General features: G+C 33.3%; 9 protein-coding genes. All 9 read right to left on the bottom strand.

Translation table 11 applies throughout. The annotated features are described in order from the left end of the window. Positions 1 to 52: 52 nt before the first annotated feature. On the bottom strand, positions 53 to 256 hold the full coding sequence (locus tag M2098_RS00505) for a DUF6440 family protein (protein ID WP_134170974.1): 204 nt from the start codon (positions 254 to 256) through the stop codon (positions 53 to 55). An 8-nt stretch (positions 257 to 264) separates the two neighbouring features. Next, a complete protein-coding gene (locus M2098_RS00500; protein ID WP_134170975.1) occupies positions 265 to 453 on the bottom strand; it encodes a hypothetical protein in 189 nt (62 codons plus the stop codon). Positions 454 to 464: 11 nt separating this feature from the next. Further along, positions 465 to 1,478 carry a sensor histidine kinase gene (locus tag M2098_RS00495; protein WP_280680893.1) on the bottom strand — a complete coding sequence of 338 codons (1,014 nt, stop codon included), beginning with the start codon at positions 1,476 to 1,478 and terminating at the stop codon, positions 465 to 467. Then, the gene (locus M2098_RS00490) at positions 1,471 to 2,142 is read right to left on the bottom strand and encodes a response regulator transcription factor (RefSeq protein ID WP_280680894.1); all 672 of its coding nucleotides are present in this window, start codon (positions 2,140 to 2,142) and stop codon (positions 1,471 to 1,473) included. Before M2098_RS00490 ends, M2098_RS00495 begins: the two co-directional genes overlap by 8 nt. A 59-nt stretch (positions 2,143 to 2,201) precedes the next feature. Beyond that, the gene (locus M2098_RS00485) at positions 2,202 to 3,515 is read right to left on the bottom strand and encodes a sigma-70 family RNA polymerase sigma factor (protein WP_280680895.1); all 1,314 of its coding nucleotides are present in this window, start codon (positions 3,513 to 3,515) and stop codon (positions 2,202 to 2,204) included. Between the two features lie 144 nt (positions 3,516 to 3,659). Further along, positions 3,660 to 5,030, bottom strand: coding sequence for a hypothetical protein (locus M2098_RS00480; protein WP_280680896.1), 1,371 nt, complete (start codon positions 5,028 to 5,030; stop codon positions 3,660 to 3,662). Positions 5,031 to 5,639: 609 nt separating this feature from the next. Then, on the bottom strand, positions 5,640 to 6,971 hold the full coding sequence (locus M2098_RS00475) for an RNA polymerase sigma factor (RefSeq protein WP_280680897.1): 1,332 nt from the start codon (positions 6,969 to 6,971) through the stop codon (positions 5,640 to 5,642). Positions 6,972 to 7,157: 186 nt separating this feature from the next. Further along, positions 7,158 to 10,280, bottom strand: coding sequence for a SpaA isopeptide-forming pilin-related protein (locus M2098_RS00470; RefSeq protein ID WP_280680899.1), 3,123 nt, complete (start codon positions 10,278 to 10,280; stop codon positions 7,158 to 7,160). Between the two features lie 736 nt (positions 10,281 to 11,016). After that, a complete protein-coding gene (locus M2098_RS00465) occupies positions 11,017 to 13,269 on the bottom strand; it encodes a Cna B-type domain-containing protein (protein WP_280680901.1) in 2,253 nt (750 codons plus the stop codon). Positions 13,270 to 13,428 lie beyond the last annotated feature (159 nt).

Below are 13,428 nucleotides of genomic sequence, written 5' to 3'. Positions count from 1 at the left end.
TCTTACACTTTCCTTACATTTTTGTAAGAAAGAAAAAAGGTGCGCTAGCACCTCACTGATGAGAATCAATTTCTCCCATCATATATTTTGTAATTACGACATTTCCATGACTATCCAGTAATGGTGTTAATCCACTTCCTTCAGGAGTATTGACCAATAAATAATTGACACCCGTAATTTGATCTTCAAGAATACGGATACCTTGAAGTGTTGTTTCTTCGTGGACAATAACAAATCGTTCCTTATCTGTACGCATGATTCCTCCTAGTGAAATAAAATAAAGTAGATAACATAGACCCAACCTAGCAAACCGTGAACGATTGCCCAACCAATACTATGCCAAGTTGTATAACTTATCACCATTGCTAGTGCACTACCAAAGGACAATCCTTGTTTGATCGTCTTATTCACAATTGTTGTTTTGCCATCTGCACGGCGTTCATATTCTGACATAGTTTCTCCTCTTACAATAAGTTTTTATAAAATCGACTATTAGGAATTGTTATACTCACACAAGTACCTTTATGTACTGTACTATCTAGTCGTATAGACATATAAAGCTTGTCACATAACGCTTTACATAAATACAATCCCATACCTGTTGCTTTCTTTTCCAATCGTCCATTTTCACCAGTGAATCCACGATCAAAGACTCGAGAAACATCTTTTGGATCAATTCCTATTCCTGTATCTGAAATACGTACTTCAAGATCTTGATCATGTACTACAGTATCAATATGGATAGATCCACCAACATCTGTATACTTTAATGCATTATCTAATATCTGATGCAAAATGAATTCTAACCATTTACTATCCATCGTAATCATGTGATCACTATTCGTAATTGTTAATTTAATTTCTTTATAAATGAATCGCTGTTTTAAACGACGTACAGCTGCATTGATAGTATCGCTAAGCTGAATTTCTTTTAATACATAATCGCGTGAAGGATCACTGCTTTTTGCATAATATAAAGCTTGCTCAATATAATCATTCATCCGCTCGATTTCCAAGTCCAAAGCTTTACTTATTCCACTTGGATGATTGGTATTCATCAATTTCGCAGCAGTCAATGGACTTTTTATCTCATGAATCCACATTTCGATATATTCTTTATAATCTTTTTCACGTTTCTCATATGTTGCGATTCGATCGTTGTAGTTTTTATTAATTTCTTCTAAGGTTTGATATAGAATTCTACCTTCTTGAAATTCTGGTTCATCAATAACTTCGATTAATAAACTTTTTTGATCCAGTCGTTCCAACTGGTCTTTAAGTTGTTTATAGTACCCATTTTTTCGTCGATACTCAATAAATAAAAAACCAAAGATAAATGACCATATACTAACAAGAAAAAGTATAACGGTATCTATGCTTAGTTTAGAAGCAAGTAAAAAGAATCCTTGCAACGCACTTAACAATGCACCTAAAACTAAAATATAAAAATGCTCTTTTAGATATGTATACTTACTCATTAATTAAATACCCCATACCACGTTTTGTTTCAATAAAGTTTTCCAAATCAATATATGCAAGTTTCTTGCGTAGACGATTCATGTTTACCGTTAAAGCATTATCATCCACAAACATATCACTATCCCACATTTCCGACATCAACTCTTCACGTAAAACAATACGATTTTTATGTTTGAATAATGTCGTCATAATGCGCAGTTCATTTTTTGTGAGTTCGATACTTTGTTTATTGTAAGTAAGTGTACTTTTTGCGACGTCCAGTTGGACACCCGCAACAAATAATTTACTACCATTATCCCCTTCATAGCTACGATTTAATAATCGTTCCATGCGTGCAAGTAAAATTTGTAAGTTATATGGTTTTGAGACAAAATCATCTGCGCCCATATGCATACTCATCAACTCATCTAAATCTGTATTACGACTGGTAACAATGATCATTGGTACATTGCTTTGCTTACGTACTTCTTTGGCAATGTGATTTCCATCAATACCTGGTAAATTCAAATCAAGCAAAATCAAATGTGCATCACTATCAAGAATTTGCTTGCTCACATCACAAAAATCCACAACGGTTTGGACATCATATCCATTGGTTTGTAGAAACGTTGCAAGTTCATCACGAATATTAATTTCATCTTCAACAATTAAGATTTTATACATATTTTTATTATACATGAATTTTATGGTAAAGCGACAAAAACGAGCATTCGCTCGTTCTCTCATGATTCATCATGTAATGTAATCTCTAACTCATTTCCTGCATAATCAGAAATATAAAGTACACCTGTTATCCCATATGGACAAGTTACAATCATTTGGTTCAACGATGGATGTATCGTTATTTCTTTGTTGATACGTACTCCATTTTCATAATAGCGAATACTTTCAAAGTTAACTTGTGATGCATCATCAGAAACATAAATTGTGTACGTTGTTCCATCAATTTCATAACCTTGGACTACCGGACTATGCATATCAAATGTAGAAATACTCACGATTCGCTCATCAATTTGTTTGCCATCCTTCATTAGAGTTACACTATAACTTCCATTACTTGTGATGACTAGACTCTCCTGATTATTCACAAGAATTTGATCATACTCCATATTGGATGTAATTACAGTTAATGTAATTGGCTGATTTGTCCAATTTGTTGGATACTGAACATCTGTAATACTTGCGAGTTCTTGTACAACAGGTTGTACATCTTGTATTTCAGGTGCTACTGCTGGCTGTTTTTCTTCTTGATTTAACATGATTGCACCTACAACACCACTTACTCCAATCGTGGAAGCAAGTGCAATTTTTGCCCCTACGCCAAGCCCTACTTTACTTCCTGCTGCGGCACTTCCTACACCTATCGCACTTGTTTGTAATGCAAGATTGATCACTGGAGCATGAATATTCTTTGCTGCTGAAGCATATGCAACTTGAATTAGCATTGGTGAAATTGCAAATCCCGGTAATGATTTTGCACTAATCCCCTGTTTTTCCAACATTACTTTTAGTTTACTACGAAGATGATTCAATCGTGAATATACGGTACCTTCAGGTATTTGTAAAATGTATGCAATCTCACTTACTTGAAGTTCATCATAGTATCGTAAGAGTGCAACATTTCGTAATGACGCATTTAAAGAATGAATGCAATTATATACGATTGCTTGCATCTCTTTATTCTCAATGATTTCTTTTGCTGTTTGTTGATTTACATCTTCGAAATCTTCCACGCGAACATCATCTCCTAAATCCAGTAGTTTCTTTTTCTTACGCTCATAATCATGGCAAATATTCATTGTAATACGTTTCATCCAAGGATAGAATGCTTCAGGACTCTCCAATGTATCAATCTTATTGTAAATACGGATAAATACATCTTGAACAACATCTTTTGCTGTATGTTCATTATGAAAATAATCCCATGCTGTAAAATACACATTGTTTGCATATATCTCGTACAATTTCTGAAATGCCTCTTGATCGTTTTGCTTAACTCGATTCACTAACTCTACTACTTCTCTTTTCTCTTTCATCGAACACCCCTCACACAAACTACCAGTTCTAAATCTTTTTCTTTCATACAATTATGTCGCTACCCAAATGGATGAAAGAATTATGTAATATTTGACACAAAACGAGGCAAATGGTTATGCCTCATTTTGCGCTGCCCATAATATTTAGTTTTCTTTCTTTTTCTTAATTGCGATTGCACCAATGACAACACCACTAATCAATAAAGTGTATAGAAGTGCATTTGTTGTATATACATCACCAGTTGCAACACTTGGTTTACTTGATAGTCCTTTTGATGGATCATTTACTGGTTCAGTTGGTGTCGGTTTAACTGGATCCACTGGTTTTACTGGATCGATTGGATCGACAGGGTCAACAATCGGTGGTTGTTTTATACTAACCTTGGATACGATAAACATATACTCTTCTCTTTTTGCATCATCACCAACTACATACCCATCTGGAGAAAATAGTCTTTGTGGACGAACTTTAATTTCATCAACTCTGTAGTAATAGTTTAGTGCTTCTAGTTCAGCGGCACGTAAAATAAAACTATGTTCATCTAGTACTTCCCAATTACAATCTTCGTGTAATTCAACTTTATTCATATTAATACCATCAATAGTTACTACATACCCATCATCTGTTTCGTCAGCAATTAAATCAATTACATTCGACTTTATCGCAAAATCTGCTTTTGTACTTCTATCATAGAATCTGTAATGTACGGGATCACCACCAATTTCCAAAAATGGAAATTGATTTCCACCTAATATAACTGATAAATAATCATAATTTGAATCTGCCAAAAAATACGGATTACTAAATAGAGTATTAAGAATTCCAACTGTATGAACATCAGATAAATCGAAATATTCATCTGTGATTGGAACACTTTCAATATCTATAGAATCAGTCACCTTAACTACACCGTTAATACTCGTAAGTTTTGGTAATGAAGATAATGAAAATACTTCAATTTCACTTTCTTCATGTAGTATCAACGATGAAAGACTATCCATCGCCCATAAATTTAATTCTCCTATTTCACGCATATGTGAAACATCAACACTTGTAACATTAGGAACTACTGATAATGTTAAATAATACATGAAATCTACAGCATCTAAATTTACTGTCTTAAGATCATCTGTTTCATATACTTCTAAGGCATTCAGTTTGCTTCCTTCAGGTATTACTAAATTTGAACCTTTAAAATGTCCCAAAGTAAGAGATTTTGTCTCCAGTAATTCAATTCCTTTGAAATCACGAATATCATATTCATCGCAATCAATATCTAGATCTTTAAATGGATTATTGGTTGCAAGTTCTTCTTTTGTGATGATACCATCACTTGCAATTTCTTTACTTTCTACATAACTTCTAAAATTTGCATCAGGAAAATTTTCCTTTGTAACATGCACATCACTATCTACAACATTCATTGGTTGTAGTGTTTCCAAATGTTGTACATTTGGTTGCATGATTCCTAGTGACAATGAAATCATGGCTACTGTTTTCAATACTAAATTCATTCCTTCTCCTCCTGTTAATATTTTATTAACCACACAACAATCCTTAACACTTTCTTGCACACGGATAGCAACGAGATCGATGATTCATATTAAGGATCCAAGAATATTCAGTTGAATATTTCTTTCAATACATAGACGTAGCACATTTCGCTAACCATCAAACTTTTTTTACTTTTTATCAGCTCCTTACTTTTGCATATAAAAAAACAGCTCGCACAATTTTGAACTGTTTGTAAGGTTAAGCTATATTTGTCTAATTATACCGATATGACAAAAACTGTAATTTGGATAGACTAAAAAAATCCCTATTACATTACTTTCCATTATTGGCACATATACACATAGAGTACACACATACTCTACTTTCATAGTAAACAAGAAAATGAAAACTGTAAAGAAAAAGGATAGATATCTTTATTGTGATATTTTATGTATGTTATATATAATCCAGAAAAAAGAAAACAGCCTTTGCGTTCAGGGTAGCAAAAGACTGTTCTCCAACTTCGTTTATGTGTGATGGAAGTTTTGAAGGTATGATTTCCCTCTTGTATCACCCTTCACTTATTAGACGCATTTTATAGCGTATATCTTCAAAAAAGTTTGTTTTTTTTATCTATTACCATCGCGCAACACCAATTTCAGCTCATTTCCAGCATGATCATAGATGTAGACAATTTCTCTACTACCATATGCACAATCAAGTGAAATTGTATTTGTTGACGGATCAAAATGAATATCTTTTTGAATATATTGACCATCTTTTTCACATCGAGTTTGTGAAAAATCAATTCCGGATAGTGTATCAGCTAATGCAATTGTATATGATGTTTGCTCAATTGTATAATCTGGAACCGTTGGACTTGCAAAATCAAAGTTTTGAATTGTTATAATTCGTTCATCAATTTGTTTTCCTTCATACTGTAAAGTGACTACATATTCACCATTATCTACAACTGTTAAATCCTGATTTCCATTAAGTAATATTTCGTCGTATACATCACTAGTTGTTGTTACTTGCAAGGCATATGCCGTATTCGTCCAAGCCGTTGGATATGTAATATCTTTTATTTTTGCATGTTCTTTTACTGCAGTTGCTGGTTGTTGAACAATTGGATCTGGGTGGTTATCTTCTAATGGCGTACTTTGTGGTTGATTGAAAAAGTATAATCCTACTAAGCTTGCTACACCAATAGTGGAAACGAGTGCTACCTTAGTTGATGCCATCCATCCAGATTTCGTACTTGCCGTTGTTAATGCTTCTTTACTTACTCCAATAAGCGTAGCAGAAGACATAGTTACAGGAACTGAAATATGATTTGCCCCAGCTTCGAAAGCAAGTTTCAATAATGTTGGAGTTAATACAAAACCTGATAAACTACGAGAAGATATTCCTTGTTCTTCAAGTACCTCTTTTAGTTTTACTTTCATACTATGTAATCTAGAATGTACCGTTCCTTCAGGAATTTGTAATACATCAGAAATCTCAGAAACCGATAGTTCATCATAATATCGAAGAATACCAACCGTACGAAGTGGTGTACGTAACGATTGTATCCCTTCATATATGGTTTGTTGAAGTTCTTTATTTTCTAAAATTGCGCTAGCATCTTTTTGATTGAAGTCTTCAAAGTCTTCTATTGTATATTCACTTCCCAAATCTACTACCTGGTCTTTCTTTTTATCATAGTCATAACATACATTATAGGTAATTCGAATAATCCACGTATAAAATGCACCTGGATTATCTAGCTTATGAATATTTTTATGTATTCGAATAAACACATCTTGAACTACATCACGTGCAGTCACTTCATCATGAAAATAGTTTAGTGCTTTGAAATACACATTGTTTACATACGCTCGATATAGTTCTTCAAATGCTTCTTGGTTTCCTTCTTTTACCTTCACTATCAGGTCTTTTAATTTCTCTTTATCTTTCATTTCACACATTTCCTTGATTTATTTTATTTATAACGGCATAGCGCCACTTCACTAATTATTGCTACCCTTAAAATCGAATATCATGTATCGAATAATAGAAATTTTGTCCCCCTTAGTCTTTGATATAGCTTTAGCTTTCAATGTTGGTAAGGAGGACATTTCATTTATGTTAAGAAATACTTATATCTATTTCTTTTGTAGTTTCTTGCGTGCAAATAATAAGCAAATTACAAATCCGCTCATCATTACACAAGCAAGTAATGCATTAGTTGCACTTACATCACCTGTTTTCACACTTGGAATTACATCTAATTCCTTCACTGGAGATGTTGATGGTAATTCTGTAAATGGATCTTCAGGTTTTTCTGGTGTTGGTGGCGTTTCTTTTGGATCTTCCACTTTCTTCGCATTGTATGCTTTTACAACAATGACACCTGTTGTATCTTTTGTAACTTCAAATTCTACATTGGTTGCATCTAATACATATCCTTCAGGTGCTCCTACTTCTTTAAAGTAGTAGGAACCTTCTGGTAAATCTTTTACTTCAATGCGTCCATCTGCATTTGTTGTATACACCTCATCATTTACTTTTGTTGCATTTCCTTTTTCATCTACAACGTATAGATAAAATTTAGCACCTTCTAATGTGATTGTTTCATTACTATCTGTATCATACTTAATTAACTCTACATCTGCAACATTTGGTGGAGTTTTCGTATTGTATGCTTTTACGATGACTTTCGTATTTGTGTTTTCATCAATTTCAAACATCACTTTTGCATCATCTAAGTCATATCCATTTGGTGCTTTTACTTCTTTAAAGTAATATGAACCTTCAAGTAGATCTTCAACTGTGATTTTTCCATCTTTATCTGTAACATATGGAGTTGCATTTACTTTCGTATCACCATTTGTAGCATCCACGACGTATAAATCGAATTCTGCTCCTTCTAATGTTACTGATTCATTTGTATCTGCATCATATTTAATTAGTTGAACATCTTCTGTATGTGGTGGAATTTTTTTATTATATGCTTTCACTTGCATCGTTGCTTTATCATCTTTGCTGATTGTAAATGGAATATGTTTATCATCTAACTCATATCCTGAAGGAGCTTTTACTTCTTTAAAATAATATGAACCTTCAAGTAAATCATTTACTTCGATTTCACCATACATATTTGTTGTGTATGGTGTGCTATTCATTTTTGTATCACCATTATTATCCACTAGATATAAATCAAACTCAGCACCTTCAAGTGTAGTTGTTTCATTGCTGTCTAGGTCATATTTTGTTAATTCTACACCACCAGTATATATTTTTTGGTTATACACAGTTGTATACACAACCTTTTGTGCATTTGCTTGTTCGATAACTTCAAATACAATCGGTTCATTAGACTCTACACCATTGTGTTGATAAACCGCACCGTTCATTGAATAATTTGGAGCTGCTTTTACTTCTTTCCAATAGTAGTAACCATCTTCAAGTCCACTAACAGTAATCATTCCCCAACTATTTGTAGCTTTCTTTACAATAAGTTCATCACTACTACTTGGTGTTGTTCCATTTGCTACTTTATATAATTCAAATTCTGCATTTGCGATAGTTTGTGGTTTTTCATCATCTTTAGTTGCTAAATCGTATTTATACAGTCCAGCACTTCCTTTTGCACCACCAATAATGGTTCCACTATATTCGCTAAACGAAAGTTTAATCTCATTTGATTGCTCACTATTGTTGTTCCAGTATAAATGTGCTTGATTCGTATATTCTGCACCTTCTGCCATTCCCTCAGGAAATCTTGCTTTAAAGTTTACACGGTATGCAGGAATTACATAATCAACAGCTGCTAACTCTTTATCTAAATACTTAGCTTGTTCATCTGTATAGTAACGGTATTTAACTTTTGTACCGTTTTCTTCTTTTTCATATGTTAATGTCTTTAAATATGCCAAGAATTTACTATCACCGTTTGTTGGTTCTTGTGCCTTCACTGCTGGTAAATCTGTGAACTTAGCACCAACATATGAATCACTCGATGGATCTTTATCTCCTAAATCACCAAAATAAACTATCATTGTTGTTTTATCTAAACCGTTTGTATCTTTTTCACGATATAAAACAATCGATTGACGATCCACATTTTCTAAAAATGCTGCCTTAAATTCATCATAGCTTAGACCAGTTGCAAATGAATAGTTATCATTTAACTTTAATGTCTCTGTACTGTCTTTATGATATTCGATTTTATCAAAGATACCTCTGGTATCTGCTCCATTTGTTTTATCTTCTGTATATAAAGCATACCATGCATATTGGCGATCTGAATATGCTCCTATTCCACCATTGTCAACATTTCGTTCTTCATAATCCAATTCATTTCCATCTTTATCTGTAGTCGCAAACACACGCATAATATGTTGAATTGAAATAGAATCAATCGTTTGGTTATAGGTTAATTCATCTTCCATGTACATTTTTGCACGTGCATTTGTAATTTTTCCATTCTCATCTTTTCTTCCATTGTATAGGGATATATTGTAGTCTACACCTAAGTTAATCGTCCAACTTGTATAACCTTCTTTTTCATAGAAAACACCTTCTTTTGAGATTTTTGTAGAATTATCATATGGATTTGCCCCAGTATCTTCAACTGGTTGTTTTTCTGGTGTTTGAATGTTTCCTCCATCAAGAATCGCATTTCCATTAATTACGAGTCCTGAATCTAAGCCATTTCCAATAATTTTACCTTCTGCACTTACTGATCCACCCCTAACTACATATGGACTGTTTGGATCTTCTCCAGCAGGAAGTTCTAAAATTGTAATTTCAATTGTTGTTGTTCCTGTTTTGTCATCTGTTTTAATGGTAAATTCTGCAATTTTATTATTCGATCCATCATATAGTGGAAATGATTTGTCTGCAGTATCAAATACAAGTCCAAACCCTTGACCTGGTACTTTCGAATTGTTAATTTCTTCAATTACGAATTTAAATGTATCACCTTCTTTAAGTAAATTATCACCATCTGTAACATTTGTATATAAAGCTTCCCAAGCAATATTTAGTCTAACTTGACTATAGTTTTTTACTTGATAATTACCTTCTAGGTCAACCAAATCTTTGATATCCACAAAATTTAGTCCATTTGTTACTTCCACAGTTACTGTTGGTGCTTTAATCTTGTGATATGCATTACCATAATCCACGTCACCTTCTGCTGCTAATGCTGTTCCACCGCTAGCAAATATCATGTTAATCATCATAAAAGCCGCTAATAAAACACAAAAAAATTTCTTCTTCATAACTTGTCTCCTTATCTTTCACACATACAATTCACACACTGACCAAGTTTGTAATTCACTGCCTACTTTGCTTACACATTCAAAGTGCAACGAGAGTTCCATATCCTAGAAATCTATCTTTGAAGTCATCTACACAAACAGTTATCTATCAAAACACTAAAAAAGAGTGTCTATGCTATGTTGAACAACAAGACACTCTAAAAAAATGTTTCCATTTTTTCATAGAGAGTTTCCTTACCCACACATAACACACTGATATTTACACACTTTAACTCAATTTTGTATATCTTTCCCACTCCACACAAATTCAAGTATTGAAAAGCAACCTTTAATTTTGAAGATTGCTTTCAGACTTCAAATTAAATGTGTGTATGGAAGTCCTGAAGTTCAACTCTTTATTTTCTTTTTCTATGAGTATCGCTTCATTTATATAGACTTCAATTTTTCTAAAATCTTCGGAAATTTATAATTTTTTTTCATTTTTTATTCAAATTTAATACCATTACTATTTGATTGATAGTTTTGATTGTTGTAAGGTGTATTTCAATCAAAACAAAAGAACAATTTCTCGTTCTTTTTAAAATATATAATCGTATCTTATCATCATATTTACCAGTATATAAGATACGATTGCTGTTGTCCACTAAGTTACATTATATAATAATTAGTTATAACTAAATAAACATATCGCTAATAACATATAGTTTTAAATGTAAGAGAACTACATTCATGTTTCTTATACTTTGCGTCTTCTACGAATTGCTACTAGTATACATAGAGATATCCCACTAACAATCATCATTGCATGTAGTATCGCTTTTGGACTTTGATCGCCAGTACTCACTTTGCTTGAGGATACCACTGATGGATTAATAAGCAATTCCTTCTCTGGTTTCTTTGAAGGATTTGCTGGTGTCACAATTTCTGGTTGTTTAATCACTGGTGTTTCTACAAGTGGTGGTTGTTCTATCATTGGATCTTCTGGTACAACAACTTCCTTCTTGTACGTATTAATAATCGTAAACTCCGTTTCTGTATTTTTTATTACTTTGGATGTATAGTTATTTGCTACTTCAAGTTCCACAACTGTATAGGTTACCGATTTCCCATTAACTAACATTGGTAAATCATTCCATGTATATGTCCAATGATCTTGTTTTGTCACTGTTGCATCAAATGTCGCAATTGCTACATGTTCATCTGTAGACTGAATCAGTTGAACTTTGATTGCTTCAGGGCGAACATCTAAATCATCATTTTCCCATTCTTTACTTACTGAAATGGCTGTAAGTGGAAGTTTATATGTGTTTGTAATTGTAAAGTCATTTTTTGCATGTTCTTCAACACTTGCTGTGTAATTTTCTGCTACATGAATTTCATTTACCGAATATGTAACTTCTTTATTTCCTTGAAAAGCAGGTAAATCATCCCATTGATATTCCCACACATCGTCTAGATCTTTTTCTATTTTCACGGTGTCCACAATTGATGTATTTCCACCAACTGATTTTTGTAATTGCACTTCAACAAATGATGGTCGCACCCACTGATCATCATCACCAGCCCACTTCTTAGTTACATGTACACTTGTTCTTGGTACTTGATAATTGTTTACAATCGTGAAATTATTAAATGAATTTTCGATTACTGTCTCAGTATAGTTATTTGGCACACTTGCTTCTTGTACTGAATACGTTACATATGAAGTACCTTCTAACATCGGTAAATTGGTAAACTCATATTGCCATTGATTACCTGCATTTAAGTCGATTTGAGCAATTTGCAAAGGGCTTCCACCCTTTAGTGTTTTGTATAAATTTACAGTTACCGATTCTGGATGTGTAATTTGTGGATCATCACTTTCCCATACTTTATTAACTTGTACGCTAGTTGATGCATCACCAGAACCAACTCCACCAGTTACAAGACGTTGATCATATGCCTCGATTGTCCCAGATTCATAGTTATCTCCTTCAATCGTAGCTTTATTTAAATAGATTTGTGAAGCTTTATTATCTAAGATGCGTGTTGAGTATTTAATATATAAAGTCTTTCCATCCGCTTTAGCTTCTTGTTTTGTTGCTTCATCATTTGGGGTAAATACTCCACCGTTTTCTGGTAATGCTGTAGATGCACCACTAACAAGATCACCCAAACGTACAGTAAATCCATCATCTTGAAGTGTAAATCGCTCTGGATTTGTATTTGATGTATAGTATCCAAAATACTTCCAAGATGATGCACCTTTATCATTCCAATCAATACGAGCCACTTGTACTGTGATTGCTGGCTTTGTTGGATCATCTACTACAAGTTCATGTTTTCCAATAATTTCATCAATGACTGTCGCATTGTAAATATCCTCAGCAGCAACATTTACGCGAATTGTCCAATCTATAGTATTTGTTGTTGTATTCGCTGTTCCCCACTTTGTTATTTTCTCATCACGTGGTTCATAATTTGCTTTACCTACCCAAACATCTTGACTACTTGTATCACTGAATTGAAGTACAAGATCTTCAGCACCTGCTACTTCATTGCGATCCCATGATGCAACAACAAAAAAGTGTCCTTTACGATTCTGCTTATTCTTAAAATATTCATTGAATGTAATCGTAATACTTTTATCTGCTGCATTCATACTTGCACTTGCAACTACATTTTCTGTTTCATTATTTTCTGCATCAATTTCTTTAAGCTCAAATTCAAGATTTTTTACACTTAATTGCGAAGGTAGTTGAATAACTACAGCATCTCCACTATTTACTTCATAAGTATCAGCAAATGCATATTCATAATATACACGCATCGAATCATAGTATCCATAGTATTGACTATCTTCACCTGTATACGTTGTTACTTTTCCACTTACGATAAAATCGCTTTGTGAAATGCTACCCTGTGCTTCTGCAGCTAGTGTTTTTCCTGTATACGAAAGCATTCCTGCAAGCACACAAAAAACTGCCACAATTTTACTTATTTTCCTCATTGTTCCTCCTTATATAACACACTTTGGTTTCACACACCAATTGTCTCTTTCAAGACTCAGCGAGGCTATTATACTATGTTCATTATCTTTTTACCAATATAATAATATTTTTCTACAAGACAAAAAGAAAAGCAATCCAGGTAGCATATGGATTGCTTT

It is taken from the genome of Breznakia sp. PFB1-19 (genome assembly GCF_029893935.1).
Taxonomy (GTDB): domain Bacteria; phylum Bacillota_I; class Bacilli_A; order Erysipelotrichales; family Erysipelotrichaceae; genus Breznakia; species Breznakia blatticola.
Note: the sequence above shows the minus strand (reverse complement) of the source record. Positions and strands in the feature narration are given on the sequence as shown.

What these genes read in the sequence shown, in the direction of transcription:
- M2098_RS00505 (WP_134170974.1), bottom strand. Translation starts at nt 256, where the DNA reads ATGCGTACAGATAAGGAACGATTTGTTATTGTCCACGAAGAAACAACA.
- M2098_RS00500 (WP_134170975.1), bottom strand. Translation starts at nt 453, where the DNA reads ATGTCAGAATATGAACGCCGTGCAGATGGCAAAACAACAATTGTGAAT.
- M2098_RS00495 (WP_280680893.1), bottom strand. Translation starts at nt 1,478, where the DNA reads ATGAGTAAGTATACATATCTAAAAGAGCATTTTTATATTTTAGTTTTA.
- M2098_RS00490 (WP_280680894.1), bottom strand. Translation starts at nt 2,142, where the DNA reads ATGTATAAAATCTTAATTGTTGAAGATGAAATTAATATTCGTGATGAA.
- M2098_RS00485 (WP_280680895.1), bottom strand. Translation starts at nt 3,515, where the DNA reads ATGAAAGAGAAAAGAGAAGTAGTAGAGTTAGTGAATCGAGTTAAGCAA.
- M2098_RS00480 (WP_280680896.1), bottom strand. Translation starts at nt 5,030, where the DNA reads ATGAATTTAGTATTGAAAACAGTAGCCATGATTTCATTGTCACTAGGA.
- M2098_RS00475 (WP_280680897.1), bottom strand. Translation starts at nt 6,971, where the DNA reads ATGAAAGATAAAGAGAAATTAAAAGACCTGATAGTGAAGGTAAAAGAA.
- M2098_RS00470 (WP_280680899.1), bottom strand. Translation starts at nt 10,280, where the DNA reads ATGAAGAAGAAATTTTTTTGTGTTTTATTAGCGGCTTTTATGATGATT.
- M2098_RS00465 (WP_280680901.1), bottom strand. Translation starts at nt 13,269, where the DNA reads ATGAGGAAAATAAGTAAAATTGTGGCAGTTTTTTGTGTGCTTGCAGGA.